Origin of the sequence: Leifsonia sp. EB41 (assembly GCF_041262565.1) — a bacterium.
Lineage (GTDB): Bacteria > Actinomycetota > Actinomycetes > Actinomycetales > Microbacteriaceae > Leifsonia.
This window is the reverse complement of sequence record NZ_JBGCCJ010000001.1, coordinates 2,460,966-2,487,776: the sequence shown is the minus strand read 5'-3', so window position 1 is coordinate 2,487,776 and position 26,811 is coordinate 2,460,966. Positions and strand designations below refer to the sequence as shown.

Sequence of the window (26,811 nt, the reverse complement as noted above, 5' to 3'; positions counted from 1 at the left end):
CGAGGGGCACGTAAACGACCCTAAAACGCGGTCTTAAGGGCGTTTACGTGCCCTTCGGCGTGCCGGAGGCCAGCGTCCAGCGGTTGCCGTGCGGCAGCGGCTCGTGCGTGAACTCGTCCACCAGCAGGGCGATCAGTGCGAGGCCTCTGCCCGACTCGCCGAAGTCCTCCGGGTCGGGCATGGCCGTCGAGGTCAGGTCGATGTCGGCGGGCTCGGCGTCGTCGGTGACGACCGCGCGGATGCCGTCCGGGGTGTGCCCCACCTCCAGCTCCACGCGGGTGCGGGTGCCCTCCCTGCCGTGCTGGATGACGTTGGTCACGACCTCCACGACGGCCAGCTCGAAGGCGCCGCGCCGCTCCGCCGGAAGGTCCGGCCGGCGCACGGCGAGCTCCTCGAAGAGCGTGTGGACGCGCTCGATCGCCGCGGCGTCCGCCGGAGCGAGGAACGCCTCGCGGAACGCGTCAGTCACGGTAGGCGTCGTCGGTCGCCGGGTACACGCGCAGGATGCGGTCCAGGTTGGTCAGTCGCAGGACGCTCGCGACCTGCTCGGACGCCGCGGCCAGCCGCAGGTCGCCGCCCGCCGTCCTGGCGGTCTTCAGCCCGCTCACCAGCGCGCCGAGGCCGGAGGAGTCGATGAACTCCACCGCGCTGAGGTCGAGCGTGAGCCGGGCGTGGCCCTCGTCGACCACCCGCTGCACCTCCCGGCGCACGGTCGGGGCGGTGACCAGGTTGATCCGGCCGTCCGCGGCGAGCACGGCGACGCCGTCCTCCCGGATGGTCGTGGTGATGTTCATCGGAGGCGGGGCTCCTTCCTGGCCGCGTGAGCGGCCGGTCCGCGGTACAGGGCCGCGCGCGGGATGACGGCGAGCACGACCAGGTCGTAGATCACCCAGACCGTGTTCACCAGCGTGCCCAACCCGTCCGCGGTTCCGGCGATGACACGCAGGACGCCGACCACCGCGGCGATCACGAGCACGGCCATCGCCGTGAGCTGCGGCCAGATCTGGCGCCACGGGATGGGAGCCTTGCCGCTGCGCTCCTTGGGCGTGACGACGAAGCCGAGCTTGCGCCCGAACCAGACGTTCGCTGCCGCCGTCCAGCACGCCCTGATCCACAGCGGGAACAGCGCGAGGGCGTACTGCTGGCCGCGCCAGGTCTTCAGCCCGCGGGCCGCGACGAGGAACATCAACTGGCTCAGGATGAAATACGGGAGGAATCGCGCGAAGAACTCGACGCTCCACGCGGTCACCGGCATGATCCCGGTGAGCAGGTAGATGACCGGCGCCGCCAGGTAGACGATCGATGCGAACCCGGAGAGGTAGCTCCACATCGTCGCGAAGTACATCAGCCGCTGGCCGGCGGTGAGACCGCGCTTCACCAGTGGGTTGTCCTTCAGCATCACCTGGAGGGTGCCCTGCGCCCAGCGCAGCCGCTGGCCGAGCATCGTCCCCAAGTCCTCCGGGGCCAGCCCCCAGGCGAGGATCTCGTGGTGGTAGACGCTGCGCCAGCCGCCCGCGTGGAGCTGCATGGCCGTCGCCATGTCCTCCGTGACCGAGATGGTGGCCATCGGCATCACCGGCTGCGCCTGGCCCGGCCGGTCGACGGCGAGCGTGTCGGCGATGCGCTGCACCGAGTCGATCGCGCCGAGCGGCGACCAGTCCCGCTCGGCGAGCCGGTCGAGCGCGATCTCGTCCACGACGAACGCGCCCAGCTCGGAGTCGGCCTGCACCGGGAGGGCGGCGATCGCGCGCAGGTCCTCCTCCATCGCAGCGACGTCGTTGCGGACCGCCGACCGCGACACGTCGTCCACCTGCTTCTGGAGGCGGTACGTCACCTCGCCGACGCTCTCGCCGGCGCGCAGCCGGGCGTTGGCGTCCTCCACGTGGCCGCGGACCTCGGAGATGAGGCGCGCGGCGTCCGGGTCGGAGCGGGCGGAGCGCTCCGCCTTCGCGAGCAGGCGGTCGGCCGAGCGGAGGGAGAGCCGCACGGTGTGCTCGACGTCGCGCACGTAGCCGACGATGCCCAGCTCCATCAGCGCGTCGCGGCGAAGCACGGCGTTGGAGCCGCAGAAGAAGGCCGCGTTCCAGCCGTCCTTGCCCTGCTGGATGGGGCCGTAGAACAGCGGAGCCTGGTTGCCGAGCGGGTCGGCCTCGTCCACGTTCGAGAAGAACTGCGGCGTCTGGACGAGCGCGACCTTCGGGTCGGCGAAGTAGCCGAGCGTGCTGTCCAGGATCTGCGGTTCGGCGATCTGGTCGGCGTCGAGGATGAGGAGGAACTCGCCGTCGGTCTGGAAGAGCGCGTTGTTGAGGTTGCCCGCCTTGGCGTGGCGCGGCTTGTCCACCCAGTCGTCGGAGCGGGTGACGTAGCCGAGCCCCTCCCGCTCGGCCGCGGCGCGCATTGCCGGGCGGTCGCCGTCGTCGAGGATCCAGGTGCTGTGCGGGTAGCGGATGGCTTTCGCCGCCCGCGCGGTCGTCAGCACGAGGTCGATCGGCTCGTCGTACGTGGTGATGAAGACGTCCACGGTGCCCGCGGGCGGCGCGTCCGGGCCGGTGCGCACCTTGACCCGCCACATCGTGATGGCGAAGAAGAAGGTGTCGACCAGGCTGTAGGTCTCCGCGATCACCAGCGGCACGGCGATCCACCAGGCCGACCAGTTGACCGAGGCCAGCCACCGCCACACCACGTAGTCGAGGCCCGCCAGGACCGTGAGCACGCAGACGAGGCGGAGCAGCCCGCGACTCACCAGGTGCTCCGGCGCACGATCACGGCGGTCACGTCGTCGATCGGAACGCCTCCGCGCGCGGCGCTGAGGATGCGGGAGACCGCGCCGCCCGGGGTGGCGTTGCCCCGCACGATGGCCTCCAGCAGCGGGAAGGCCCGGTCGCCGCCGAGCGCGTCGAGGACGCCGTCGCTCACGCAGACCAGGGAGTCGTTGGGGCCGAGCATCACCCGGTCGGGCGTCCGCGGCTCCGGAGCGGGGAGGCCGAGCGGGAGCGCGCTGCTCACCAACCGTTCGAGCGGACCCCTGTCGCGGACGATCACCGCGAGCCCGTGGCCGGCGTCGACGTAGTCGACCGCGCCGTCCGTGTGCACCTTGGCGTGGAAGAGGGTGACGAACGTGGCGAGCTGGTCGAGGTCCTCCTCCACCAGCCGGGAGGCCGCGTCCACGGAGTCCTCCAGGTCGGAGAAGTCCATCGTGCTGCGCAGGGCGGTGCGGACGGAGGCGCCCACGATCGCCGCGGCCATCCCCTTGCCCATCACGTCGCCGACCGTGACGCAGAAGTCGTCTCCGACGTCGTACCAGTCGTAGAAGTCGCCGGAGACGCCGCGCGACGGCTCGCAGGCCGCCGCGACGTCGAATCCGGGCGCCCGGGGCTTGCGGCGCGGCAGCAGGCCCTTCTGGGCGATCGCCGCCCGATCGAGCTCGTCGTCGCGGTTGAGCTCGTCCTGCACCCAGTCCGCCAGGTCGCGCAGCACGCGCTCCTGCTCCGGCGTGATGGTGTGCGGCTCGGTGTCGAGCACGCACAGGGTGCCGACGGCCTCCCCGCCCGGCGCGTGCAGCGGCTCGCCCGCGTAGAAGCGGAGGTGCGGGTCGCCGACGACGAACGGGTTGTCGGCGAAGCGGTCGTCCACGGTCGCGTCGAAGACGATCAGCGCCGAGTCCTGCCGGGCGGTGACGTCGCAGAACGCCTTCTCGCGCGGGGCCTCGGTGGTCAGCCCGATGTGCGACTTGCGCCACTGCCGGTCGCCGTCGAGGAGGGTGATGCTCACCATCGGCACGGCGAAGAGCTGTTGCGCGAGCCGGGTGATCCGGTCGAACCGCGCCTCCGGCCCGCTGTCCACGACCCGGAGGCCGGCGAGCGCGCGTTGCCGCGCGCTCTCTGTCTGCTGCACCGCCTGCGCGTCGACGACCATGCGTACAACTGTACTGAGGTGTCTACCGCAGTCCAGGGTGACGTCATCCCGTTACGCGGGTTAATTCCGGCGTGAAATCTAGGCGTCACAGTGCTTACGTCTTACATTCAGGATCGATGAATAGCCTGTTGCGATGCGCTCCGACCCGACGTCCAACACCCCGACCCGCGCGCAGGCGCGTGCCAGCGAGAGGTCGCCCGGCGCGCCGGTCGCCCGTCACGGACGCCTGAAGCCCCGCACTCTGCGCTCATCCCTCGGCGCCCTGGCGCTCCGTTCGGTCGCCGTCGTGGCGGTCAGCGCCGCGGCCCTGGGCGGCTTCGCCGTCCTCGATGTGTTCGCGACCGTGAACGCGAAGGAGGGGGTGCAGCTCGTCGACGCCGCCGGCAAGGCCCTGCCGCCGCGGGTCGGAGCGGTCGACGGGGCCTTCAACGTGCTCCTCGCGGGTAGCGACAGCGGTGGCGGGAACCCGGCCTACGACGAGCGCGAGGCCGCCCTCAACGACGTGACGATGCTGCTGCACGTGTCGGCCGACCACAAGAACGCCACCGTCGTCAGCCTCCCGCGCGACATGTACGTGCCCATCCCGTCCTGCCCGGACGGCGACGGCGGCAGCCACAACTCCCTGAGACGCCAGAAGCTCAACACCTCACTGAGCTACGGCGGTCTCGCCTGCACGGTGCTGACGGTGAAGCGGCTCACCGGGCTGGAGATCGACTACGCCGGGGTGATCGAGTTCGACGGCGTCATCGAGATGTCCAACGCGGTCGGCGGCGTGAACGTCTGCGTCTCGGGCGACATCTTCGACCCGTACAGCGGACTGGACGTGAAAGCCGGCGACAACAGCCTGCAGGGCGCGCAGGCGCTCGCGTTCCTCCGCACCCGGCACGGCGTCGGCGACGGCTCGGACCTCGCCAGGATCAGCAACCAGCAGGTGTTCCTGTCATCGCTGGTCCGCACGATCAAGAGCGCGGACACCCTGGCCAACCCGCTGAGGGTCTACGGACTGGCGAAGGCGGCTGCCGACAACATCCAGCTCTCCGAGAGCCTCAAGGACGTCACCACGATCGCGTCGCTGAGCATGGCCCTGAAGGACGTCGACCCCGCCAAGGTCGTCTTCGTGCAGTACCCGAACCATCTGGAGGGCGACGGCGTCGACCCGACCGCCGACGAGGCGGAGCTGCTGATGTCGGCGCTGCGCGAGGACCGCCCGGTCACGCTGACCGGCGACGCCGGGCTGGGGTCGGAGACCGCGGAGCCGGCACCGTCGACGGCGGAGCCCCAGGCCGGAGAGGTCGCCGCCGACCCCGCCACGGTCGAACTGCCGTCGAGCGTGCACGGGCAGACCGCAGCGCAGGTCACCTGCTCGCGGCCGTTCGCGGACTAGTGGTACTCGGTGCCGCCCGGCACCCCGAAGAACTCCTCCAGGGTCGTGACCTTCGTCTCCTTGAGCTGGGTGGCGAGGGGGACACCGACGTACCGGAAGTGCCACGGCTCGAAGGTGAAGCCGGTGACCCCGACCTTGTCGGCCGGGTAGCGCAGCAGGAACCCGAAGCGCCAGGCGTTCGCGGCCAGCCACTCCCCCTGCGGCGTGTGGGCGAAGCAGGCGTCGAGGGAGCACTTCGCCGGGACGGCACTGATGTCGACCGCGAGGCCGGTCTGGTGCTCGCTGTGGCCAGGGCGGGCGGTGTCCGTGTCGGCGTACGCCACTCCGTTGCGCGCGGCATCATCGTTGTAGACGCCGGTCTGCGACTCGAACGACCGGTAGGCGCTCTGCACCGAGAAGTCGAGCCCCGCCTCCGCCTTGCCCGCGCGGAACATCGAGACCAGCGCCTCCCCCACCTCGGGCCGCATCGGCTGGCGGTTGACGTAGGCGACCTCCGGGTAGACAAGGGAGGCCGGGGCGTAGTTCGCCGGGACCAGCGGACGCGGCTTGTTCACGACCACCCAGGTGCTCGCCGGGTCGTCGATCGACTGGGCGTGCTTGTCGAAGCCGGCGACGGTCGCGGTCGGCGTGGACGTGGGGACGGGACGGGGTGCGTGCGTCGCGGTCTTGGAGGGCGCCGGCTTGCGGGACGGCTGGTCGGCGGCGGAGCACGCCGTGACGGCGAGCAGCACGATCGCCGCGGCAGCGACGGCCGCGAGACGACGACGGGGACCGGTCGAATTCACTGCACGAGCATAAGCGCCTCAGGGCGCCGTTCCTGTCAGCGCATTCCCGGTCTGACCCGAACTGGGGCCTCCTACTTTGAGAGACTCCAGAAGTGACCGGTCGCACCGGGGTGGTCGACCGTGATCGTGTGATCGAGATCGCGGTAGTCGGTGTCCGTGTTGTGGCCCGCCATCTCGATGGTGGTCTTGCCGTTCACGGTGCTCACCGCCGAGACGATCTGGACGTGGTCGAGCGAGTTGTTGTTGTTCCAGTCGAACATCACGATGTCGCCGACCTTGATCTTGTCGCGCTGGTCCAGCGAGTACTCGGTCAGCCCGAGCTTCGCCGCGTTCTCGCGGAAGTAGTCGTCCATCGCCGGCACATAGCCCCACGCCGGGCTCCAGTCGGCCGCGGCGTCGTGGTTGTACCAGTCGGAGTTCATCTGCCAGCCCCGGGCGATCAGGGTCTGGCTGACGAAGTTGGCGCAGTCGCCGCCGACCGGGTTGAGGTCGCCGTACTGGGCCGTGTTGTAGTTGTTCCAGTGCGCCATCGCGTAGGCGAGCTGCTGGTCCACCGGGGTCTGCACCTGGTACGTGAAGGTCTTGCCGACGGTGGGGACGACCGCGCCGCCCGCCGCGGTGACGACGATCGGCACGGCCCCTGCCGCGAAGTTCGCCGCCTGGGGGACGGTCACGACGATCTTGTCGCTGCCGGGCTGGGTGACCGGAGCCGCCTGGCCGCCGATCTGCACCGAGGCGACCTTGTCGAGGTTCGTGCCGGTGATGGTCGCCGTGCCGCCGGAGACGCTGCCCACGGCCGGCACGATGGCCGAGACGGTCGCGTTCTTCGGCTGCGCGACGGGAGCAGCCTTCGCGATGGCCTTCGTCACCGGGGACGGTTCGCCCGCGCATCCCGTGAACAGGAGGGTTGCGGCGGCCACCGCCGCGGCGACGGCGAACAAGCGACGGGAACGGCTGAGAGAACTCATACGACCTTCGGGGAGGATTGGGAGGGTGACGGGAACCACCTCCTCCACGGTACGCCGCACACCTATGCGACACCTGGATGGGGTACAAACCGCCCTGTGAAAGCTGCGGGAAACCGCAGCCGACCGCGTCAACTCGCGGATTCACCCGTGCGTTCGCCCATGGCGAACGAGGGCCCATGAGGCGTAGTCTCGCGTTGCCGAAAGACTCGCACTGGGTGTAACTTTGCACTCTCCGCAAAAATATTTTGCCCCACACCGGTGTGACGCTCTCACAGTGACGGGCGTCCCCTCACACGACTCTCGACACGGAGACAGATGTCCAGTCAGACCAGCGCGGCAGTGGCCGCACCCAAACCGATCATGTCGCATCGGCAGATCCTGTTCGTGATCTTCGGCCTGATGGCCGGCATGTTCCTGTCGGCCCTCGACCAGACGGTCGTCGGAACCGCGATCCGCACGATCGGCGACGACCTGCACGGCCTCAGCCAGCAGGCCTGGGTCACCACGGGCTACCTCATCCTCTCGACGATCTCGACGCCGATCTACGGCAAGCTCTCCGACATCTTCGGACGCCGGCCGCTGTTCATCATCGCCATCGGCATCTTCATCGTCGGCTCGATCCTGGCGTCGTTCTCGACCTCGATGCTCGGGCTGGCGGCGTTCCGCGCCATCCAGGGCCTCGGCGCCGGCGGTCTGATGTCGATGCCGCTCGCGATCATGGGCGACATGCTCGCCCCGCGCGAGCGCGCCAAATACCAGGGCTACTTCCTCGCCGTCTTCGGCATCTCCAGCCTCATCGGCCCGCTGATCGGCGGCCTGTTCGCCGGTGCGGACCAGATCCTCTGGATCGCCGGCTGGCGCTGGGTGTTCCTCATCAACGTCCCGATCGGCATCGCCGCGCTCTTCATGGTCCTGCGCTTCCTGCACCTGCCGAAGCACGACCGGGGCTCCGCGCGGATCGACTGGTGGGGCGCAACGGGCGTCATCGTCGCGCTCGTCCCGCTGCTGCTCGTCGCCGAGCAGGGCCGCGACTGGGGCTGGGGCAGCGCGGGCTCCATCGCCTGCTACGTGATCGGAGCCATCGGCATCGTCGGGTTCATCCTCGTCGAGCGTGCGATGAAGGACGACGCGCTCATCCCGCTCAAGCTGTTCCGCTCCAGCACCTTCTCGATGGCGACGGTCATCGGCGTGCTCGTCGGCTTCGGCATGTTCGGTGCGATGCTGACCCTCCCGCTCTACCTGCAGATCGTGCTCGGCTCGAGCCCGACCGTGTCGGGCCTCCAGCTCCTCCCGATGATCCTCGGCCTGATGATCTCCTCGATCGCCTCGGGCCAGATCATCGCGCGCACCGGCCGCTACCGTCAGTTCCCGATCATCGGCACCGCGATGCTCGCGGGCGGATTCTTCTACCTCACCTTCCTGAGGTACGGCGACTCGTACTGGTTCATCGCCGGCGCGATGCTGCTGATCGGCCTCGGCCTCGGCCAGCTCATGCAGACGCTGACCATCGCCAGCCAGAACTCGGTCGGCCTCCGCGACATGGGTGTGGCGACCAGCGCCTCCACGTTCTTCCGCCAGATCGGTGGAACGCTCGGCACGGCTGTGCTGCTGTCGCTGCTGTTCACGGTGTTCCCGACGAACATCCAGACCGCGCTCACCGACAAGCCGACGCTGACCAGCGCCCTCGACGCCGCGCTGACCCCCTCGGTCGCCTCGGCTCCCGAGAACAAGCAGATCATGGAGAAGATCTACACGCCGATCACCAGCAAGGCGACCGCGGCCACGCAGCAGGCGCTGCAGAAGGCCGTGGACGGCGCCAAGACCGCGGCCACCCAGGCCGTCGCCGGTCAGGTCGCCGCCGGCCACATCCCCGCCCAGGCTCAGGCCCAGGCGACGGCCGCGGCGCAGCAGCAGGCCATCCAGGCCGCGACGGCCAAGATCGAGGCGCAGGCCCCGTACGCGAAGGTCGCGAGCGACGGCACGGTGACGCTGGACCTCTCCGACCCCGCCGCGCGCTCCGCCTACGTGGACACCCTGGTGCCCGTCATGCAGACGCAGCTCAAGAAGGGCAACGGCGCGAACAGCAGCTCGGACATCAACGACACCTCGTTCCTGAACACCGCCGACAAGCGGCTGTCCAAGCCGTTCCTCGTGGCGTTCAACAGCTCGGCCGTGCAGGTCTACTGGGTCGCGATGATCGTGGTCCTGGTCGCGTTCGTCCTGTCGCTGTTCTTCCGCACCCCGCCGCTGCGCGCCAAGTCGGCGCTGCAGGAGGCCGCGGACGCCAGCGCGGAGGCCGCAGCCGCCCGCGAGGGCGCCGAGGCAGGCGAGCGTCAGCCGGTGCCGGTCGGGGCGATGGCCTCCACCCAGTCGGACGCCGCAGCCCGCGGCGAGCTCGAGGAGACCGACCTCGGCCTGATCGCCAGCCGCGTCGCCGGAGAGACCGGTGCGCTCATCGAACCGGTGATCGACACCGCCTCCGTCGCCGCCCAGCGGCCGCGGCCGGCGGTCGACTGACACCGGTACCTGGCTCAGTCCACCTCACCGACGGGACGGCCGTCGCCCATCCGGGCGGCGGCCGTTCCGCTGTCTGCGCCCGCGGGCTGCGGCGGAATGCGGCGCAGCACGAGCGGGGTCACCACGCCATGCAGCACGATGCTCCCCACCACGGTCAGCACCGTCACGCTCAGGACGTCGCCGCTGTCGCTGTCCGGGAGGTGGTTGTAGGCGAGCAGGCCGAACACGATGGAGGCCGTGCCGCGTGGGCCGATCAACCCGATGTAGGTGCGCTCGCGCCAGGTCACCGGCGAGCCGAGCATCGACGCGTAGACGGGCACCGCGCGGAACAGGGTGAGCGCCAGCACCGCGATGACGAGCACCCGCCAGTCGATGCCCTCCACGATCACCGCCATGGTCATCCCGCCGAGGATGAACCAGACGAAGTCGGAGGCGACCTTGCTCGCCTCCTCCACCAGCAGCAGCTCGTCCTCCGGAACCGCGCGCAGCTCGCGGCGGCGGGTGCGGGTGACGCGGAACATCACGCCGGCGACGAAGGCGGCGACGAAGCCGTTCGCCGCCAGGTCGTGGATGGTCGCGATCCCGTAGGTCAGCAGCGGAGCGATGAGCATCACGAAGCGGATGCCGGACGCGTTCGCCCAGCCGCGGTCGGAGGCCCAGCGGGTCAGCAAGCCGAGCACGCCGCCGATCACGATGCCGACGACGATCGCGACGACGGTCGCGGGGATCGCGCCGAAGAAGGCGTACACGGCCTCCGACAGGTTCTTCTCGACCTCCTTCTCGCTGGCGCCGGAGAGCCGCGCGCCGGTGTTCGCGACCTTCAGGATGCTCGGGAGGGCCACGGCGATGGCGACCGACATGGCGAACAGCGGCGAGATGAGGCCGTCGTTGTAGCCGCTCTCCACGTTGAGGATCTGGCGCACCCGGGCGGGGACCCGCCCCGACCGCAGCAGGGCGGTCGCCGGCGCGAAGTCGGTGGGCATCACGATGCAGGCGATGGCGATCAGCACGAAGACGTTGAGCGCGGGCAGGAGCCAGGCGCCGGTCACCACCACGAGCGCGAGCGACAGCGGGAGGGCGATCAGCACCAGCCGCGCGAGGCTCCGGCCCTGGCCGCCGAAGATGCCGCCGCGCACCTCGCACGCATCGACGAAGAGGAGCACGGCGAGGATCAACTCGACCACGTGCTGGGCGACGTCGCTGTCGATGGCCTCGGTGAAGCCCTTCACGTCCACGAGCACGACGATCGAGCCGAGCACCGCGAGCGCCGCCGGCCCGGCGATCCCGTACCGCTCGAACCGGTGCGCGACGAGCGACCAGAGTGCGACCGCCGCGAACCCCACGAGGATGATGACCGGCATCCCGCGCACCTCCCCTCGTCTCCCGAAGCGCGTCCAGTCTGCCTCCCCACCCGCCCGCGCACCAGGGCCGCACATTCGTGCCGAATGTCGTGAATGCGCGCACCAAACGCACCATTCGTGCCGAATGTGCGCGCGGGCGGGAGTCGCGATTCGTGCCGAATGTCGTGAATGGGGGCGCGAAAGGCGACATTCGTGCCGAATGTGCGCGGGGTCAGAGAGTGGCGAGCACGTCGACGGCCAGGGCGCGGGCGTCGCGGAGGCGGCGGCGGTCGGCCTCCAGGCCGGCGCGGACCAGGGCGCCGTTCAGCACGTAGGAGAGGTGCTGCGCGATCCGCTCGGCGCGGGCGCGGTCGGTGAGCTCGCGGAGGCCGGCCGCGAGGATGGCGTCGACCTCCGCCAGGTGGCGGCGCACGGTCTCACGGCCGGGGTCGCCGAGCGGTAGTTCGGCGGCGGCGTTCAGGAGGCCGCTGCCGCGGTAGCCCGGCTCGGGCGCGAGCGCGGCCTGGTCGAGGTAGGCGTCGAAGACGGCGAGGACGCGCGTGAGCGGGTCCGGCGTCCGGCGTGCGCGGCGGGCGTAGAGGGCGAGCCATTCGGCGTGGCGGGCCTCCAGCACGGCCGAGACCAGCGCCGACTTGGAGGCGAAGTTGTTGTAGAGGCTCATCTTCGCGACGGCGGCGTCGGCGGTGATCGCGTCGATCCCGGTGGCGGCGATGCCGTCGGCATAGAACCTGCGGGCGGCCGCTTCGAGGATGCGGCGGCGCGCCGCGCCCGTGCGGGCACCGGTGTTGCGCGCGGACTCCGCCATCGGCGCCCCTCCCCTGTCTAGGTAGATCAGTCTATCTAAAAGACGCACATTCAAGATCACGGTTCGATCACGCCGCGGACCGCGGGTACGCGGAATCCCGCGCATTTCGCCGCACGGTCAACAAATCCTGTGTTTTCAACGATGAGAGCGCGACCACAGGCGCGCTTGACAAGACGATCCTCATCGATCTACATTCTCATCCAACCCGTGAGAGCGCTCTCATGGCCTTCAAAGAGAGCGCTCTCACTGGTCACACCAGACCACGCACACACACGCACAAGGGAGTGATCCGTGAAGCTTTCACGACGCACCAAGGTCGCTGCGGCAGTCGCCGCCACGGCCTCGTTCGCCCTCCTCGCGACTGGCTGCTCAGCGAGCGGCAGCGACGCAGGAACCAGCTCGAATCCCATCACGCTGACCGTCACGACGTTCGGCACGATGGGCTTCGACAAGCTCTACTCGCAGTACGAGAAGGAGCACCCGGGGATCAAGATCAAGGCGACCAACATCGACACCGGTGACAACGCCTTGACCGACTGGCAGACCAAGGAGGCCGCAGGCAGCGGGCTCCCCGACGTCCAGGCGGTCGAAGAAGGCTGGCTCTCCAAGGTCATGCAGGTCTCCGACCAGTTCAACGACCTCAAGGACTACGGCGCCAACGACATCAAGAGCCGCTGGGTCGACTGGAAGCTGAAGCAGGCCACCGACAAGAACGGCCGCATCATCGGCTACGGCACCGACATCGGACCGGAGGGCCTCTGCTACAACAGCAAGCTCTTCGCCGCGGCGGGCCTGCCCAGCGACCGCGACTCCGTCGCCAAGCTGTTCGGCGGCGACAACGCCACCTGGGCCGACTACTTCAAGGTCGGCGAGCAGTACCACGCGGCGACCGGCAAGGCGTTCTACGACCAGTCCGGCTTCCTGTGGAACGCCATGGTGAACCAGCAGCCGGAGGGCTACTACACCAAGGACGGCAAGCTCAACATCGAGAACAACAGCGACCTCAAGGCGCTGTGGGCGCAGCTCGCCGGCGGCGCCGCTGCGGGCCTCTCCTCCAACCAGACCCAGTGGGACTGGGGCAAGGGCAAGGCCTTCACCGACGGCTCGTTCGCCACGTTCGTCTGCCCGGGCTGGATGCTCGGCGTCGTGCAGGGCCAGGTCAAGGCCGGCGGCGGCGACGCCTCCACCGGCTGGGACTTCGCCAACGTGTTCCCGGGCGGCGCGGCCAACTGGGGCGGCTCGTTCCTGACGGTCCCGAAGCAGTCCAAGCACCCGAAGGAGGCCGCGGCCCTCGCCGCGTGGCTCACCTCGGCCAAGTCGCAGGTCGCCACTTTCCAGGCGGCCGGCACGTTCCCCTCGGTCACCGCGGCGCAGTCCGACCCCGGAGTGACCGGCGCGAGCGACCTGACGAAGTTCTTCAACAACGCCCCCGTCGGCCAGATCCTGGCGGAGCGCGCGAAGGGCGTCGTCGCACAGTACAAGGGACCGGACGACTCGGTCATCCAGTCCCAGGTCTTCGGCCCGTCGGTGCAGCAGCTCGACTCGAAGAAGGCGAACGGCGACCAGGCCTGGGCCAACGCGATGACGTTGCTGAACCAGCTCGTCGTCAACAAGTAGTACACCTCACCAGTCGGGCCCCGCTGCTGTCGGCGGCGGGGCCCGAACCCTCCACTCGAACCATCCGCTCCCCTCCCCCACGGAGAACCGCATGACCACCGTCACCCGCACCCCGGAGGCCGCCCCCGCAGCGGCCCCGCGCGACCGCGACGACCGGGCGCTCACGTTCAAGCAGAAGCTCAGCCGCTTCGACGTCAAGGCGTCGCCGTACTTCTACATCGCGCCGTTCTTCGTGCTCTTCGCCCTCGTCGGCCTGTTCCCGCTGATCTACACGTTCGTCGTCTCGCTCAACAACTGGAACCTGCTCACCGGCCCCGGCCAGTGGGTCGGCTTCGCCAACTACGTCACCGAGCTGAAGGACCCGTTCTTCTGGAACTCGCTCTTCAACACGGTCAGCATCTTCCTGCTCTCCGCCATCCCGCAGCTCATCGCCGCCGTGTTCATCGCCGCGATGCTCGACCAGAACCTCCGGGCGAAGACCTTCTGGCGGATGAGCGTGCTGCTCCCCTACGTCGTCACCCCCGTCGCCGTCACGCTGATCTTCTCGAGCGCGTTCGACGAGAAGTACGGGCTGATCAACAACATCCTCCAGGCCGTCGGCCTCCACCCGATCATGTGGAAGACCGAGACCTTCCCGTCGCACATCGCGATCGCGACGATGGTCAACTGGCGCTGGACCGGCTACAACGCGCTCATCCTCCTCGCAGCGATGCAGGCGGTGCCGCGCGACATCCACGAGTCGGCGGCGCTGGACGGTGCGGGATCGTTCCGCCGGTTCTTCTCGATCACGCTGCCGAGCATCCGGCCGACCATGATCTTCGTGATCATCACCGCGACGATCGGCGGACTCCAGATCTTCACAGAGCCCAAGCTGTTCAACCCGTCGAGCGCGGTGCCGGGAGGCCCGCAGCGCCAGTACCAGACCACCGTGCTCTACCTGTGGGACATGGCGTTCAACCGGCAGAACTTCGGGAGGGCGTCCGCGATCGCGTGGATGCTGTTCCTCATCATCGTGCTGTTCGGCGTGCTGAACTTCCTGATCTCGCGGCGGATCGCCTCCACCGAGGCCCGCGTGCACCGGTCGCGGACGGCCAAGCGGTTGGCGCGGAGCCGGGCGGCTGCGGGCTCCACCGCCGACACCGCATCCCTTTCCGACGCCGAGGCTGCGGCGAGCGCCGAGGGCGCCCTGGCGCTGGCCGCGGCGAGCGAGGAGAAGAACGTATGACCACCGCGACTCGCACCCCCGCCACGCAGCGCGCCCCGCGCCGCCGCGCCCTCGGCATCGACCGGCGCCCCGGCTTCCTCACCTACGGCATCCTGCTCGCGATCTTCGTCGGCGGCGCCTACCCGCTGTGGTGGTCGTTCGTCGCCGGCTCCAGCAACAGCACCGTGCTCACCTCGACGTGGCCTCCGCTGCTGCCGGGCGGCCAGTTCTGGACGAACGTGGGCGCCGTGCTCGACACCGTGCCGTTCTGGCAGGCGCTCGGCAACTCGATCATCGTCTCCACCGTCATCACGGTGTCCGTCGTCTCCTTCTCGACGCTCGCCGGGTACGCGTTCGCGAAGCTGCGGTTCCGCGGCCGCGAGGGACTGCTGGTGTTCGTCGTCGGGACGCTCGCCGTGCCGACCCAACTCGGCATCATCCCGCTCTTCATGGTGATGAAGCAGTTCGGTTGGACGGGAACCCTCGGCGCGGTGATCGTGCCGACCCTCGTCACGGCGTTCGGCGTGTTCTTCATGCGGCAGTACCTCGTGGACGTCATCCCGGAGGAACTCATCGAGGCCGCCCGGGTGGACGGCGCCAGCATGATCCGCACCTTCTGGCATGTCGGCGTCCCCGCGGCCCGGCCGGCCATGGCCATCCTCGGCCTGTTCACGTTCATGACCGCGTGGACCGACTACCTCTGGCCGCTGCTGGTCGCCCCGCAGAACCCGACCCTGCAGGTCGCACTGAGCCAGCTCCAGTCCGCCAAGTACGTCGACTACTCGATCGTGCTCGCCGGCGCGGTGCTCGCGACCATCCCCCTGCTCATCCTCTTCGTGCTCGCCGGCCGGCAGCTTGTCTCCGGCATCATGGCCGGCGCGGTGAAAGGCTAATAATGACCGACGACTCCACCGCCGCCTGGCCCGCCGGCTTCCTCTGGGGCTCCGCCACCGCGGCCGCCCAGATCGAAGGCGCCGCGCACGAGGACGGCAAGGAGGACTCGATCTGGGACGCGTTCGCCCGGGTCCCCGGCGCGATCGCGGGAGGCGAGACCCCCGAGCGCGCGATCGACCACTATCACCGCGTACCGCAGGACGTCGCGCTCATGCGGGAGCTCGGCCTCCAGTCGTACCGCTTCTCCACCTCGTGGGCACGGGTCAAGCCCGGCGACCGCTCGGTCAACCGGGCCGGGCTGGACTTCTACAGCCGGCTCGTCGACGAGCTGCTGGAGGCGGACATCCTGCCCTGGCTGACGCTCTACCACTGGGATCTGCCGCAGGCGCTGGAGGAGCGCGGCGGCTGGGCGACCCGGGAGACGGCGTACCGCTTCCGCGACTACGCGGTCGCCGTGTACGACGCCCTCGGCGACCGGGTGACGCACTGGACGACGTTCAACGAGCCGCTCTGCTCGTCCCTGATCGCGTACGCGGCGGGCGAGCACGCGCCGGGCCGCCGGGAGCCGCGCGCGGCACTGGCCGCCCTCCACCACCAGCACCTCGCGCACGGTCTCGCCGCCGCAGCCATCCGCGACCTGGCCGGGGAGCACGAGGGGCGCTTCGAGGCGCTGCACGTCGGCATCACGCTCAACCTGACCAACGCGATCCCCGACGACCCGGAGGACGCCCGCGACCTGGACGCCGCCCGCCGCATCGACGGCCTCTGGAACCGGATGTACCTCGACCCGCTGCTCGACGGGACGTACCCGGCGGACGTGCTGGAGGACCTCCGCGAGCACCGCTTCGAGGAGCTGGTGCACGACGGCGACCTCGGCGTCATCCGGCAGCCGATCGACTTCCTCGGCGTGAACCACTACCACGACGACAACGTCAGCGGCCGGCCGCTGCCCGCGGACACCGTTCACGCGCCGGTGCCGACCGACCGGCCCAAGTCGTCGCCGTTCGTCGGCAGCGAGTTCGTCACGTTCCCGTCCCGCGACCTGCCGACCACCGCGATGGGCTGGGAGGTCAACCCGAATGGCCTCCGGGACCTGCTGGTGCGGCTGACGGCGGAGTACCCGGCGCTGCCTCCGCTCTACATCACCGAGAACGGCGCAGCGTACGACGACGTCGTGGACGACGACGGGCGCATCCGCGATCTGGAGCGGGAGGCGTACATCCTCGATCACCTGGACGCGGTCAGGGAGGCGATCGAGCAGGGCGCCGACGTGCGCGGGTACTTCGTCTGGTCGCTGCTCGACAACTTCGAGTGGGCGTGGGGCTACGCGAAGCGGTTCGGGATCGTGCACGTCGACTACGACACGCTGGAGCGCACGGTCAAGGACTCCGGGCGGGCGTACGCGCGCGTCATCACGGAGGCCCGCATCGCGGAGGCGGCACGCACCGCCGAGGTCGTGGGCGTGCCCACTGGACCTGCCGCGGCACACGCCTAACATGGGTCGGGCGTCGACCGACGCCCGACGCCCGAGAGGCCCGAGGAGAGGACCCCATGACGACGGAGCAGGTGGACGGCCGCACTGTGCCCACCCTGGAGGCCGTGGCCGCGCGCGCGGGCGTCTCCCGGGCGACCGTGTCCCGTGTCGTGAACGGGTCCACCAAGGTGACTCCGGAGGTCGTGGAGGCCGTCACCCGTGCCATCTCCGACCTCAACTACGTGCCGAACCGCGCCGCGCGCTCGCTGGCCTCCCGCCGCACGCAGGTGATCGCGCTGGTGGTTCCGGAGTCGACGGCCAAGGTGTTCGCCGACCCGTTCTTCGCGTCCATCGTTCAGGGCGTCGCGCTCAGCCTGGCGGACACCGAGTACACGCTCAATATGGTCATCTCGTCGGAGACCAACCCCGACAAGACCCGCCGCTACCTGATGGGCGGCAACGTGGACGGCGCGCTCGTGGTCTCCCACCACTCCGGCGACCACTCGTACGCGCAGCTCGGCTCGACGCTGCCGATCGTGTTCGGCGGCCGGCCGGTGAGCGAGGCCCAGCACGAGTCGTACTTCGTGGACGTGGACAACGTCGCGGGCTCGGCGGGGGCTGCGGAGCACCTGATCGCGCGCGGCCGCAGGAACATCGCGCTCATCACCGGCCCGCAGGACATGCCGGCCGGCCTCGACCGCTACACGGGCTGGCGCCGGGCGCTGGACGCGCACGGGCTGGACCACACGCTGGTCGAGTACGGCGACTTCTCGCCGTACTCCGGCATGGAGGCCATGCGCCGGCTGCTCGCGACCGGCCGCCCGATCGACGGCCTTTTCGCGGCGAACGACCAGATGGCGGCGGGCGCGTACTCGGCCATCCACGAGGCGGGGCTCAGCATCCCCGGCGACATCGCGGTGGTCGGCTTCGACGACGACAACTTCGGACTCACGGCGACGCCGCCGCTCACGACGGTGCACCAGCCGTCCATCGGCCTCGGCGAGGCGATGGCCCGCGTGCTCGTCCGCCGGCTCGCCGGGGAGCCGGTCGAGCGCGTCACCCTCCTCCCGACCGAGCTCGTCGTCCGGCAGAGCTCCTAGCCCGACGCAATCTCTTCCGGAGTTGTGTACGCCCGGCACCGGCGTGTCGCGTACATAGCTCCGGAAGGGATGGCTGCGGTCAGGCGAGGGCGCGGTAGAGGCGGTTGCCGATCACGGCGAGGAAGAATCCCGTGGTCGCGATCGCGGTGACGCCGCCGGCGTACGCGATGAAGAGGTGCTCTGTGCCGTTCTGGGTGGAGTTGTAGGTGACGACGAGCGCCACCGCGGCGACGACGCCGGTGGCGGCGGCGATCCAGACCAGCGCCCACAGCTTCGACCGCACGGGCGGGTCGGCCGGGCGCAGGCGCAGCGCGGCGAGGACGATCCCGGCGATGCACCCCCAGAACGCCACGACGAGCATCCCGGCGATGACGTCGCTCGGCCGGTGCCACTGCTCGACCAGCGTGGAGGCGCCGGCGGCGATGGTGAAGACCGATCCGAGCACCGCGGCGAGCGGCCGCAGGCGCGGCGACGCGACCAGGAAGACGACGAGCGCCGCCGAGGCCGCGACCGAGGTGTGACCGGACGGCAGCGAGTTCGCGAGGCCGGCGTCCACGCCCTTCTCCGGACGGGAGAGGATCGAATACTTCAGCACCTGGGTGCTCACGTTCGCCGCGATGGCCGCGCCGACGGCGACCGCGAACACCAGCCAGTTGCGCCGCACCAGGACGATGATCACCGCGATGATCGCGCCGGCCACGACGGCCGCGACGGGCAGCGCGTTGAGGAACGCGTGCGCGAAGTCGATCAGGTTGCCCTTCCACTCGTCCGCGCCGGCGAAGGACCGCTCGTCGATCACCTGGCCGATGTAGCTCTGCACGAAGAACAGGTAGATCGCGACGAACATCACGGCCGTCCCGAGCGCACCCCAGACGAACGGGAGCAGACGGAGGGGCGCGGGTCGCATAGTAGACAACCCTTCCACACCGTCCCCGGGAACTTCCATGAAGGAACCGGATCGTCGCAGGGAGATTGCCAGTGCGCAACCCGTCCCGCACGGTGTAGGACGGGCGCCATGAAGAGCTTCACCGACACCATCCAGATCGACGCGCCGGCGCACGACGTCTACGCGACCCTGCGGGCGGTCGACGCATACCCCGCATGGCTCGGCCACTCGCTGGTCTACCGCGGGACCCGCGTGCCCACCGCGGCATCCACCGTCCCCGTGCCGGACTCCGCGACCTACGTCGACTCGACGATGGTCGGGCGGATGCGCGGCGAGCTGATCGATGACGTCCCCGACCATGAGCTGCGTTTCCACCAGTCCAAGCCGTCCGGGCGCGTCGACGCGCTCATCGTGTACGGGGTCGAAGACCGGGGAGGCGTCACGCGCGTCACCCGGATCGGCCAGCTCACCACGCACGGCGTGTACCGCGCCGTCGAGCCGATGTTCGCGATGATGGCGGCCAGGGAGAGCCGGCGCACGATGCGGGCGCTGAAGGCGCACGTCGAGGCTCCCGCCTGAGTCGCCATTCGCCGAGGCGGTCAGCCGACGAAACGCACCTCAGGCTGGGCGCCGAACCGCGCGCGCATCACCGCGACCGCGTCCGGACTGCTGTCGACCAGCACGAACCGCCGGCCCAGTGCCGCCGCGACCGCGCCCGTCGTCCCGCTCCCGGCGAAGAAGTCGAGCACCCAATCGCCGTCCCGGCTCGACGCCTGGACGATTCGGCGGAGGACGCCCTCCGGCTTCTGCGTGGGGTAACCGGTCTTCTCGCGCCCGGTCGGGGACACGATGGTGTGCCACCACACGTCGGTGGGCAGCTTGCCGAGCTCGGCCTTCTCGGGGGTGACCAGGCCGGGCGCCATGTATGGCTCGCGGTCGACGGCGGACGAGTCGAAGTAGTACGAGCCCGGGTTCTTCACGTACACGAGGATGGTGTCGTGCTTCGCCGGCCAGCGGTTCTTCGCCTTGGCGCCGTAGTCGTACGCCCAGACGATCTCGTTGAGGAAGGACTCCCGGCCGAACAGTGCGTCGAGCAGCACCTTCGCATAGTGCGACTCGCGGTAGTCCAGGTGCAGGTACAGGGTGCCGGTGTCGGCGAGGAGGCGCCACGCCTCGATCAGCCGCGGCTCCAGGAAGCCCCAGTAGTCCTCGAAGCGGTCGTCGTAGCTGAGGATGTCGCCCTTGATGCGCTCGTAGCTGCGGCCCTTGAAGCCGATGACGCTGCCGACGCCGGCCTCCGTGCGTACCGCGGTCGTTCGCTGCCGCGCCTGCGACCGGCCGGTGTTGAAGGGCGGGTCGAGGTAGATGAGCTGGAAGGCTCCGTCGGGCAGGCCCGCGACGACCTCCAGGTTGTCGCCGTGGACGACCGTGCTCGGCCCGTCGGGGAGCCACAGCGGCTGCGTGGCGGCGACGGGCTCTGACATGTCCTCCATTCTCCCGCATGCGCCGGTGCGCGGCGGCCGGACGGGTAGCCTGGCCGCATGACCCTCACCGTCGAGAACCAGCCCGGCCAGTCGCGCTACGCCCTGCTGAAGGACGGCGAGGTCATCGGGATCGCCGAATACGAGCTCCGCGACGACGCGATCGTGTTCGTGCACACGGAGGTCGACCCCGAGAAGCGCGAACGAGGGATGGCCTCCCAGCTCGTCCAGACGGCGCTCGACGACGTGCGCGACCGGACCGACTTGCGGGTGGTCGCCACCTGCCCGTACGTGCGGCGCTGGCTCGCCGACCACCCCGAGTACCAGGCGCTGCAGCACCGCTGAGGCGCCGGCTGCGTCAGGCGCGGTGGGAGGCGGTCGTGCGCGTGGTGGCGCGACCCTCCTCGGAGGGCGCGCGGCCCTCGGCGCGCTGACCCCGGCCGGCCGAGCCGACGTCGATCGTGATCTTGCCGGCGCCCCACGCACCCGCGTCGCCGCCGTCGCCGGGGAGCGGGGCGGGCGCCGGGAGGAACGACTGGCGGTCGAGCTCCTGCTGGGCCTCGTGGCGCGTCGGCGCGAAGATCTCGTCGAACGAGCCTCCGATCGCGCCGCTCATGCTGTTGGAGCCGCGATTGGCCTTGTTGGAGAGGTCGATCCAGCCGAGCCTCACACCCGTCACGATCACCGCGACGATGCCCACCACCACGACCACGGCCCACCAATTCACGCCGTCCAGGGTACCGGACGGTTCTGAACGCTCCGCGGACGCACAGGAACCACCAAGCTCGCCGGGCCGGCGCCGCCAGGGTCAGGGCACCCGGTAGAGCCACTCCTCCGTCGCGAACTTCGACGTCACGAGCCGCTCGGCCTCTGCGTACTCCGCCTCGGTGAGGTCGCCGTCCGTCGCGCCGTACAGGCTGCGGAACGTCGTCTTCATCTGCTCGATGATCTCGGCGCGGCTGAGCCCGGTCTGACTGCGAAGCGGGTCGACGCGCTTGGCCGCGCTGGTGATGCCCTTGTCGCTGATCTTCTCGCGGCCGATGCGGAGGACCTCCGTCATCTTCTGGCCGTCCATGTCGTAGCTCATCGTCACGTGGTGCAGCACCGCGCCGGAGCCGAGACGCTTCTGGGCGGCGCCGCCGATCTTGCCCTTCGGGCTGGTGATGTCGTTGAGCGGGACGTAGCTCGCGTCGATCCCCAGCGACTTGAGCGCGATGATGGCCCACTCGTCCAGGAACGCGTAGCTGTCGGCGAAGCTCATCCCCTGCACCAGGTCGGCGGGAGCGTAGATCGAGTAGGTGACGACGGAGCCGGCCTCCATGAACATCGCGCCGCCGCCGGTGATGCGGCGGACCACCTCGACGCCGTACTTCTCTGCGTTCACGGGGTCGACCTCGTTCTTCACCGACTGGAAGCTGCCGATGACGACGGCGGGCCGGTCCCACTCCCAGATGCGGAGGGTCGGGCCGCGGCGCCCCTCGCCGACCTCGGTGGTCAGCACCTCGTCGAGGGCCAGGTGCATGAGCGGGGAGACGGCCTTGGCGTGGACGATCTGCCAGTCGTAGTCGCGCCAGCTCGTCGCGCGGGCGAGCGCGCGGCGCACAGCGACGGCGACGGCCTCCGGCGAGAAGCCGAGCAGCGACGCGCCCTCGGGGAGGGCGTCCTTCACGGCGGCGGCGATGGTCTTGGAGTCGGTCTCGGCGGGGAGGCCGTTGACGGCGGCGTCGATCGCCTCCAAGGCGGAGTCGGGCTCCAGGAAGAAGTCGCCCGCCAACCGGAAGCCGGCGATCAGGCCGTCCTCCACCTCCAGGTCGACCACGACGAGCTTGCCGCCAGGGACCTTGTACTCACCATGCATGACCCCAGCCTAGAACCGTCGCGCATCCAGCTATCTCTTCCGGACTTGTGCACGCCCGACGACGGCGTGTCGCGTACACAAGTCCGGAAGAGATTGCTGCTCAGGTGCGGGCCGGGAGGCGGGGGTCGAGCCAGGCGGTGACGTCGGCGAAGACCTCTGCACGGTTGGTCTCGTTGAAGATCTCGTGGCGGGCGCCGGGGTAGACGATGGTCGTCACGTCGCTCAGGCCCGAGCGGGTGCGGTACGAGCGCTCGAGCTTGCGGGCGGAGGCCGGGCCTCCCAGCGGGTCGTCCCCGCCGACCGCGATGAGCAGCGGGAGGTCGCGGGCCAGGTGCCGCGCCGGGCGCCCGATCAGCCGGGCGGCGTCGGCCATCCCGAACAGCTTCTGCAGCGGGACGAGCGTGCACAGCGGGTCGTCCACGAACGCCTGCGCCACAGCCGGGTCGCGGCTCAGCCACTCCGCCCCGGTGGTGCCGAGGTGGGCGTGCCGCTTGTTCAGGTCGCCGCCGTTCATCGAGCCGATCATCCGGTAGGCGGTGCCGGAGAGCACCGCCGCGTCGTACTCGTCGGCGTGGTGGTTCAGGGCCATCTGGCCCATCAGCGAGCCCCAGCTGTGGCCGATGAACACCAGCGGGAGGTCCGGATTCTCGTCGCGGATGAGCCGGCCGAACGTGCGCAGATCGCGGAGGGCGCCGCGCAGCCCGCCCGGGCCGAGCCTCCCGAGCTTGCTCGCGTCGCCGTGCCACTGCTCCATCCCGGTGCGGCCGTGGCCCCGGTGGTCGTCGGCGTACACGGTGTACCCCTCGGCGACGAGGTGCTCGGCGAGCTCGCGGTAGCGGCCGGCGTGCTCCCCCACCCCGTGCGCCACCTGCACGGCGGCTCGCGGGCGCTCGGCCGGGTACACGTCGAAGAAGATGCGGAGGCCGTCGTCGGCGCTGAACTCTCGCTGCACGCGCTCAGTCTGGCACGCCCCCTGGCACGCCGTGGGCGAACGCGGTTTATTTAGCCAGCCTAATTTGTTAGGCTAACTATCTATGGGACGCCTCTCGACGCACGACCTCAGCAGCGCGCTGCGCATCGCCGTTGCGCGTCTGGGGCGACGCCTGCGCGCCGAGAAGGAGGACGACGAGCTGAGCGACACGCAGACCTCCACGCTCGCGTTCCTCGTCCGCGAGGGCTCCGGGACGATCGGGAGGCTGAGCGAGCACGAGCGCGTGACCCCGCCCTCCATGAACCGCACCGTGAACCACCTGGAGCAGGCCGGCTACGTGCAGCGCACCGCGGACGCGGTCGACGGGCGCAAGGTGATCGTCGTCCCCACCGAGTCCGGCCTCCGGCTCGTCACCGAGACGCGCCGCCGCCGCGACGCCTGGCTGAACCAGCGCCTGCGCACGCTCACCCCCGAGCAGCGCGAGACCCTCGCCGAGGCCGCGGCCATCATGAGGGAGATCGCCGACTCGTGAGCGCCATGTTCCGTTCCCTCGCCGGGGTCAACTACCGCATCTGGGCCGGCGGCGCCCTCGTCTCCAACGTCGGCACCTGGATGCAGCGCACGGCGCAGGACTGGATCGTCCTCACCCAGCTCACCCACAACAACGCGGCGGCGGTCGGGTTCGTCATGGCGCTGCAGTTCGGGCCGCAGCTCATCCTCCTGCCGGTTACCGGCTGGGCGGCCGACCACCTCGACCGGCGCAAGCTGCTGATGATGACGCAGGGCATGATGGGGCTGCTCGGTCTGGGGCTCGGCATCCTGACCGTGACCGGGGTGGTGCAGCTCTGGCACGTGTACGTGTTCGCGCTGCTGCTCGGCGTGGTCGCCGCGTTCGACGCTCCGGCGCGGCAGACCTTCGTGTCGGAGCTCGTGGCCGGGCCGAACCTGTCCAATGCGGTGGCGCTCAACTCGGCGTCGTTCAACATGGCCCGGCTCCTCGGCCCTGCCGTCGCCGGCCTCCTGACCGCCGCGGTCGGCGCGGGCTGGGTGTTCCTGATCAACGCGGCCACGTTCGGCGCCGTGCTGCTGTCGCTGATGCTGCTGCGCAAGGAGAAGCTGTACCGGACCGAGCGGGCCAAGCGTTCGCGCGGTGGGCTGGTCGACGGCTTCCGCTACGTGCGGCTGCGGCCCGACATCGTGGTCATCCTGGTGATGGTGTTCCTGATCGGGACCTTCGGGCTCAACTTCCCCATCTTCATCTCGACCATGTCGGTGAGCGTGTTCCATCAGGGCGCGGGCGAGTACGGGCTGCTGTCCTCCATCATGGCGATCGGGTCGGTGGTCGGCGCGCTGCTGTCGGCCCGCCGCGAGCGGCCGCGCGTCTCGCTGCTGTTCGCGGGAGCGGCGTTCTTCGGCGCCGGCTGTGTGATCGCCGCGGTGATGCCCACCTACTGGCTGTTCGCGCTCGCGCTCATCATCATCGGCGTCTCGTCGCAGACCCTGATGACCACCGCGAACGGGACCGTGCAGATGACCACCGACCCGATGCTGCGCGGCCGGGTCATGGCGATCTACATGGCGATCTTCATGGGCGGCACTCCGGTCGGCGCGCCGATCGTCGGCTGGGTGGCCGACACGTTCGGCCCGCGCTGGGCGATGGGCGTCGGCGGCGCGAGCGGGTTCGCGGCGGCGCTGGTGGGTGTGTTCTACCTCGTGAAGTACCGCGGGATGCGGGTGCGGTTCTCGGGGCTCAGGCCTCGCGTCGTCCTCAGCCCGCGCGAGGAAGCTCGCGAAGAGCTCGAGGAGACCGAGGTCACCGCGACGCGCGCAAGCTGAGCGGCCGTCGGCAACGGAGGAGATCGGCGCTGCCCGTCCGCGTGTCGGCAGGCAACGGAGGACATCCGTGGCCGTTCGGGGCGGGGCTCCTCCGTTCGCCGCGGCGGCCGTCGGCCTTGGGGCGTCGGCAGCGGAGGAGATTCGGGGTGGCTGGAGCGGGATGTCCTCCGTTTACCGTCGTGGGGCGGTGGGGCGTGAGGGATCTCCTCCGTTCGCGTCGGCGGGGACGGTGGTGCGCATGACGCAGTTGACGGTGCCCTTCGGGCGGTCGTACTCGAAGCCGGCGTCCTCGAAGACCTGGCGGGTCATGCTGTAGAGGAACGACGGCGAGATGCGCTTGTCGGTCTCGCGCGGATAGCTCTCGACCACGCCGCCGCCGGCCGAGGCGATCAACTCCAGCGCACCGGCGATCGCGACGCGGGCGACGCCCCGGCCGCGGTAGGCGCGGTCGACGAAGATGCAGGTGATCCGGTAGTCCGGGAGGCTGGTCGCCGTCTCCAGGTACTGCTTGCGGTGGTAGATCCCGGGCAGCTCCTCTGGGCTCCCGAACTGCGCCCAGCCGACGGCGCGGTCGCCGTCGAAGACGAGCGCGGCGTGCGCGTCCCCGGCTTTTACGAGGTCGTGCTTGAACTCCCTGGTGAAGTCGGCAGGCCGCTCGGGCTGCGACCCCGGCGCCGAGTGGGCGTCGCGGTGGAACCAGGTGCAGTAGCAGCCGCCGAATCCGCCGCCGCCGTGCCGGTCGCAGAGCGCGACGAAGGCGTCCCAGGTGGAGGTGTCGAGCGGGCGGATCGTGAAAGTGGTGGCGTCGGCGTCGCTCATGGCGGCCTCCCCTCTGGCGCGAAACTACGCTGCGGGGCGTCGACAGGCAAGCGCCATGCGGGGACGCGACGGACGCCGCGTCCCCGCACGCGTCACCCGAACACGCGCGGGAAGAGCCCCGTGTCCAGCCGCTCGGCGGGCACCCGGAAGTGGCTGCCCGGGAACCCGAGCAGCGTCTTCTCGGCCGAGGCGAACGCGTCGAACAGTTCGAGCTGGGACTCCCGGGTGATCTCCGCATCGTCCAGCGGGAACAGGAACTCGATCGGGATGCTCACCTCCCGCGCTGCGTCGAGGACGAAGCGGTGCGCCGCGATCCCGCCGAAGGTGGCGGCGCGGATGCGCGGCTCGGCGGCGGCGAGCGGGATGCCGATGGCCGAGGCCAGCGTCATCCCGGTGAACCCCGCCGGGCCGGCGCCGATGTCGTCGAGCTGCTGGAGCGCGTCGAGCGTCGCCCGCCACTCCGGCACGGCCCGCTCGGCGAGCGAGGCGTTGTACTCGGCGATGACGGGATCGAGCGGCTCGCCCCGCTCGCGGGCGTCGAGCATGGCGTCGACCCACTGCTGGTCGCGCGCCGGGCGCGGACGGTCGCCGTGCCCAGGCGCGTCGATCGCGGCGACGGCGTAGCCATGGTCGAGGACGAGTCGCCGGGCGCGGGCCACCAGCCCGGGAGCCTCCTTGTGGAGGCCGCCGCCATGACCCGAGAGGATCAGCGGCGCGCCGGGGGTAGCGGCGGGAGTGGTCCAGAGGACGCCGGGGACGCCCTCCAGGAGGAAGCCGCGGCGGCGGACGCCGTCCACGGTGGTGTCGTCAGTGAAGAGGTTCATGATGGTCGCCTTTCGAAAGCTGCCTGCTGGCGCTCCCGGCGACCGGTCGATCAGTCGCCGCTCGATGCGAGGACGGGGAGCACCCGTATGTGTGGTCGATCACAGTGCTCACCTCCTCCGCGGTCCTGGACCGTTGATGAGCGTAGCGGGTG

At 70.2% G+C, this 26,811-nt stretch carries 26 protein-coding genes; 11 read left to right on the top strand and 15 right to left on the bottom strand.

All coding sequences use genetic code 11. The annotated features are described in order from the left end of the window. Nucleotides 1-43: 43 nt before the first annotated feature. The 4 genes from ABH923_RS12325 to ABH923_RS12310 are packed head-to-tail and all read right to left on the bottom strand — an operon-like array spanning nucleotide 44 to nucleotide 3,915. Complete coding sequence (locus tag ABH923_RS12325; RefSeq protein WP_370055656.1) at nucleotides 44-469, bottom strand: ATP-binding protein; 426 nt, start codon at nucleotides 467-469, stop codon at nucleotides 44-46. Continuing rightward, nucleotides 462-794, bottom strand: coding sequence for an STAS domain-containing protein (locus tag ABH923_RS12320; RefSeq protein WP_370055655.1), 333 nt, complete (start codon nucleotides 792-794; stop codon nucleotides 462-464). The genes ABH923_RS12325 and ABH923_RS12320 overlap by 8 nt, the downstream gene beginning before the upstream one ends. Beyond that, nucleotides 791-2,743: a glycosyltransferase family 2 protein gene (locus ABH923_RS12315; RefSeq protein WP_370055654.1), complete on the bottom strand. Its 1,953-nt coding sequence runs from the start codon at nucleotides 2,741-2,743 to the stop codon at nucleotides 791-793. The genes ABH923_RS12320 and ABH923_RS12315 overlap by 4 nt, the downstream gene beginning before the upstream one ends. Next, the gene (locus ABH923_RS12310; protein ID WP_370055653.1) at nucleotides 2,740-3,915 is read right to left on the bottom strand and encodes a PP2C family protein-serine/threonine phosphatase; all 1,176 of its coding nucleotides are present in this window, start codon (nucleotides 3,913-3,915) and stop codon (nucleotides 2,740-2,742) included. The genes ABH923_RS12315 and ABH923_RS12310 overlap by 4 nt, the downstream gene beginning before the upstream one ends. Before the next feature lie 133 nt (nucleotides 3,916-4,048). On the opposite strand from ABH923_RS12310, the gene ABH923_RS12305 reads away from it, so the two are divergent. Continuing rightward, nucleotides 4,049-5,299, top strand: coding sequence for an LCP family protein (locus tag ABH923_RS12305; RefSeq protein WP_370055652.1), 1,251 nt, complete (start codon nucleotides 4,049-4,051; stop codon nucleotides 5,297-5,299). Here the strand turns inward: ABH923_RS12305 and ABH923_RS12300 are convergent. Further along, the gene (locus tag ABH923_RS12300) at nucleotides 5,296-6,084 is read right to left on the bottom strand and encodes a M15 family metallopeptidase (RefSeq protein ID WP_370055651.1); all 789 of its coding nucleotides are present in this window, start codon (nucleotides 6,082-6,084) and stop codon (nucleotides 5,296-5,298) included. The two genes, ABH923_RS12305 and ABH923_RS12300, sit on opposite strands and share 4 nt — an antisense overlap. 71 nt (nucleotides 6,085-6,155) lie before the next feature. Next, nucleotides 6,156-7,052: an amidase domain-containing protein gene (locus tag ABH923_RS12295; protein WP_370055650.1), complete on the bottom strand. Its 897-nt coding sequence runs from the start codon at nucleotides 7,050-7,052 to the stop codon at nucleotides 6,156-6,158. A 315-nt stretch (nucleotides 7,053-7,367) separates the two neighbouring features. On the opposite strand from ABH923_RS12295, the gene ABH923_RS12290 reads away from it, so the two are divergent. After that, on the top strand, nucleotides 7,368-9,569 hold the full coding sequence (locus ABH923_RS12290; protein ID WP_370055648.1) for an MDR family MFS transporter: 2,202 nt from the start codon (nucleotides 7,368-7,370) through the stop codon (nucleotides 9,567-9,569). Nucleotides 9,570-9,583: 14 nt separating this feature from the next. On the opposite strand, the gene ABH923_RS12285 is transcribed toward ABH923_RS12290, so the two are convergent. Then, complete coding sequence (locus ABH923_RS12285; protein ID WP_370055647.1) at nucleotides 9,584-10,930, bottom strand: cation:proton antiporter; 1,347 nt, start codon at nucleotides 10,928-10,930, stop codon at nucleotides 9,584-9,586. 211 nt (nucleotides 10,931-11,141) lie between these two features. Continuing rightward, complete coding sequence (locus ABH923_RS12280; RefSeq protein WP_370055646.1) at nucleotides 11,142-11,735, bottom strand: TetR/AcrR family transcriptional regulator; 594 nt, start codon at nucleotides 11,733-11,735, stop codon at nucleotides 11,142-11,144. A gap of 291 nt (nucleotides 11,736-12,026) precedes the next feature. Between ABH923_RS12280 and ABH923_RS12275 the strand changes: the two genes are divergently transcribed. The 5 genes from ABH923_RS12275 (at nucleotide 12,027) to ABH923_RS12255 (ending at nucleotide 18,024) form a co-directional block, all read left to right on the top strand. Continuing rightward, entirely contained in the window at nucleotides 12,027-13,352 is a 1,326-nt protein-coding gene (locus tag ABH923_RS12275) for an extracellular solute-binding protein (protein ID WP_370055645.1), read from the top strand. 91 nt (nucleotides 13,353-13,443) lie between these two features. Further along, nucleotides 13,444-14,577 (top strand): carbohydrate ABC transporter permease, encoded by a 1,134-nt coding sequence (locus ABH923_RS12270; protein WP_370055644.1) that lies wholly within the window; start codon nucleotides 13,444-13,446, stop codon nucleotides 14,575-14,577. Beyond that, nucleotides 14,574-15,449: a carbohydrate ABC transporter permease gene (locus tag ABH923_RS12265; RefSeq protein WP_370055643.1), complete on the top strand. Its 876-nt coding sequence runs from the start codon at nucleotides 14,574-14,576 to the stop codon at nucleotides 15,447-15,449. The genes ABH923_RS12270 and ABH923_RS12265 overlap by 4 nt, the downstream gene beginning before the upstream one ends. 2 nt (nucleotides 15,450-15,451) lie before the next feature. Beyond that, nucleotides 15,452-16,945 (top strand): GH1 family beta-glucosidase, encoded by a 1,494-nt coding sequence (locus ABH923_RS12260; RefSeq protein WP_370055642.1) that lies wholly within the window; start codon nucleotides 15,452-15,454, stop codon nucleotides 16,943-16,945. 56 nt (nucleotides 16,946-17,001) lie between these two features. Further along, entirely contained in the window at nucleotides 17,002-18,024 is a 1,023-nt protein-coding gene (locus ABH923_RS12255) for a LacI family DNA-binding transcriptional regulator (RefSeq protein WP_370055641.1), read from the top strand. 79 nt (nucleotides 18,025-18,103) lie between these two features. On the opposite strand, the gene ABH923_RS12250 is transcribed toward ABH923_RS12255, so the two are convergent. After that, nucleotides 18,104-18,931 (bottom strand): phosphatase PAP2 family protein, encoded by an 828-nt coding sequence (locus ABH923_RS12250; protein WP_370055639.1) that lies wholly within the window; start codon nucleotides 18,929-18,931, stop codon nucleotides 18,104-18,106. Nucleotides 18,932-19,039: 108 nt separating this feature from the next. On the opposite strand from ABH923_RS12250, the gene ABH923_RS12245 reads away from it, so the two are divergent. Then, nucleotides 19,040-19,489 carry an SRPBCC family protein gene (locus ABH923_RS12245; protein ID WP_370055638.1) on the top strand — a complete coding sequence of 150 codons (450 nt, stop codon included), beginning with the start codon at nucleotides 19,040-19,042 and terminating at the stop codon, nucleotides 19,487-19,489. Between the two features lie 20 nt (nucleotides 19,490-19,509). Here ABH923_RS12245 and ABH923_RS12240 read toward each other — a convergent pair whose 3' ends face one another. After that, entirely contained in the window at nucleotides 19,510-20,394 is an 885-nt protein-coding gene (locus tag ABH923_RS12240) for a site-specific DNA-methyltransferase (protein WP_370055637.1), read from the bottom strand. A 57-nt stretch (nucleotides 20,395-20,451) separates the two neighbouring features. On the opposite strand from ABH923_RS12240, the gene ABH923_RS12235 reads away from it, so the two are divergent. Then, nucleotides 20,452-20,736, top strand: a complete 285-nt coding sequence (locus tag ABH923_RS12235) for a GNAT family N-acetyltransferase (protein WP_370055636.1) — start codon at nucleotides 20,452-20,454, stop codon at nucleotides 20,734-20,736. A 13-nt stretch (nucleotides 20,737-20,749) separates the two neighbouring features. Here ABH923_RS12235 and ABH923_RS12230 read toward each other — a convergent pair whose 3' ends face one another. From ABH923_RS12230 to ABH923_RS12220, 3 genes are all read right to left on the bottom strand, one after another. After that, nucleotides 20,750-21,118, bottom strand: a complete 369-nt coding sequence (locus tag ABH923_RS12230) for a hypothetical protein (RefSeq protein ID WP_370055634.1) — start codon at nucleotides 21,116-21,118, stop codon at nucleotides 20,750-20,752. 81 nt (nucleotides 21,119-21,199) lie between these two features. Then, nucleotides 21,200-22,249, bottom strand: a complete 1,050-nt coding sequence (locus ABH923_RS12225; RefSeq protein WP_370055633.1) for a biotin/lipoate A/B protein ligase family protein — start codon at nucleotides 22,247-22,249, stop codon at nucleotides 21,200-21,202. Between the two features lie 100 nt (nucleotides 22,250-22,349). Continuing rightward, a complete protein-coding gene (locus ABH923_RS12220; protein ID WP_370055632.1) occupies nucleotides 22,350-23,201 on the bottom strand; it encodes an alpha/beta fold hydrolase in 852 nt (283 codons plus the stop codon). 82 nt (nucleotides 23,202-23,283) lie between these two features. Between ABH923_RS12220 and ABH923_RS12215 the strand changes: the two genes are divergently transcribed. Both ABH923_RS12215 and ABH923_RS12210 read left to right on the top strand, forming a co-directional pair. After that, nucleotides 23,284-23,712: a MarR family winged helix-turn-helix transcriptional regulator gene (locus tag ABH923_RS12215; protein WP_370055631.1), complete on the top strand. Its 429-nt coding sequence runs from the start codon at nucleotides 23,284-23,286 to the stop codon at nucleotides 23,710-23,712. Nucleotides 23,713-23,717: 5 nt separating this feature from the next. Next, the gene (locus ABH923_RS12210) at nucleotides 23,718-25,016 is read left to right on the top strand and encodes an MFS transporter (RefSeq protein ID WP_370057354.1); all 1,299 of its coding nucleotides are present in this window, start codon (nucleotides 23,718-23,720) and stop codon (nucleotides 25,014-25,016) included. Between the two features lie 171 nt (nucleotides 25,017-25,187). Here the strand turns inward: ABH923_RS12210 and ABH923_RS12205 are convergent, their stop codons facing one another. Together ABH923_RS12205 and ABH923_RS12200 are read right to left on the bottom strand one after the other, a co-directional pair. Beyond that, entirely contained in the window at nucleotides 25,188-25,835 is a 648-nt protein-coding gene (locus ABH923_RS12205; protein WP_370055630.1) for a GNAT family N-acetyltransferase, read from the bottom strand. A gap of 92 nt (nucleotides 25,836-25,927) precedes the next feature. Beyond that, nucleotides 25,928-26,659, bottom strand: coding sequence for a dienelactone hydrolase family protein (locus ABH923_RS12200; protein ID WP_370055629.1), 732 nt, complete (start codon nucleotides 26,657-26,659; stop codon nucleotides 25,928-25,930). Between the last annotated feature and the right edge of the window lie 152 nt (nucleotides 26,660-26,811).

Excerpts from the sequence above, each read along its gene's own strand:
- ABH923_RS12250 (WP_370055639.1), bottom strand. The coding sequence starts at position 18,931 with ATGCGACCCGCGCCCCTCCGTCTGCTCCCGTTCGTCTGGGGTGCGCTC.
- ABH923_RS12255 (WP_370055641.1), top strand. The coding sequence starts at position 17,002 with ATGACGACGGAGCAGGTGGACGGCCGCACTGTGCCCACCCTGGAGGCC.
- ABH923_RS12265 (WP_370055643.1), top strand. The coding sequence starts at position 14,574 with ATGACCACCGCGACTCGCACCCCCGCCACGCAGCGCGCCCCGCGCCGC.
- ABH923_RS12205 (WP_370055630.1), bottom strand. The coding sequence starts at position 25,835 with ATGAGCGACGCCGACGCCACCACTTTCACGATCCGCCCGCTCGACACC.
- ABH923_RS12200 (WP_370055629.1), bottom strand. The coding sequence starts at position 26,659 with ATGAACCTCTTCACTGACGACACCACCGTGGACGGCGTCCGCCGCCGC.
- ABH923_RS12310 (WP_370055653.1), bottom strand. The coding sequence starts at position 3,915 with ATGGTCGTCGACGCGCAGGCGGTGCAGCAGACAGAGAGCGCGCGGCAA.
- ABH923_RS12245 (WP_370055638.1), top strand. The coding sequence starts at position 19,040 with ATGAAGAGCTTCACCGACACCATCCAGATCGACGCGCCGGCGCACGAC.
- ABH923_RS12295 (WP_370055650.1), bottom strand. The coding sequence starts at position 7,052 with ATGAGTTCTCTCAGCCGTTCCCGTCGCTTGTTCGCCGTCGCCGCGGCG.
- ABH923_RS12285 (WP_370055647.1), bottom strand. The coding sequence starts at position 10,930 with ATGCCGGTCATCATCCTCGTGGGGTTCGCGGCGGTCGCACTCTGGTCG.
- ABH923_RS12235 (WP_370055636.1), top strand. The coding sequence starts at position 20,452 with ATGACCCTCACCGTCGAGAACCAGCCCGGCCAGTCGCGCTACGCCCTG.
- ABH923_RS12215 (WP_370055631.1), top strand. The coding sequence starts at position 23,284 with ATGGGACGCCTCTCGACGCACGACCTCAGCAGCGCGCTGCGCATCGCC.
- ABH923_RS12280 (WP_370055646.1), bottom strand. The coding sequence starts at position 11,735 with ATGGCGGAGTCCGCGCGCAACACCGGTGCCCGCACGGGCGCGGCGCGC.
- ABH923_RS12320 (WP_370055655.1), bottom strand. The coding sequence starts at position 794 with ATGAACATCACCACGACCATCCGGGAGGACGGCGTCGCCGTGCTCGCC.
- ABH923_RS12225 (WP_370055633.1), bottom strand. The coding sequence starts at position 22,249 with ATGCATGGTGAGTACAAGGTCCCTGGCGGCAAGCTCGTCGTGGTCGAC.
- ABH923_RS12270 (WP_370055644.1), top strand. The coding sequence starts at position 13,444 with ATGACCACCGTCACCCGCACCCCGGAGGCCGCCCCCGCAGCGGCCCCG.
- ABH923_RS12260 (WP_370055642.1), top strand. The coding sequence starts at position 15,452 with ATGACCGACGACTCCACCGCCGCCTGGCCCGCCGGCTTCCTCTGGGGC.
- ABH923_RS12290 (WP_370055648.1), top strand. The coding sequence starts at position 7,368 with ATGTCCAGTCAGACCAGCGCGGCAGTGGCCGCACCCAAACCGATCATG.
- ABH923_RS12240 (WP_370055637.1), bottom strand. The coding sequence starts at position 20,394 with ATGTCAGAGCCCGTCGCCGCCACGCAGCCGCTGTGGCTCCCCGACGGG.
- ABH923_RS12210 (WP_370057354.1), top strand. The coding sequence starts at position 23,718 with ATGTTCCGTTCCCTCGCCGGGGTCAACTACCGCATCTGGGCCGGCGGC.
- ABH923_RS12305 (WP_370055652.1), top strand. The coding sequence starts at position 4,049 with ATGCGCTCCGACCCGACGTCCAACACCCCGACCCGCGCGCAGGCGCGT.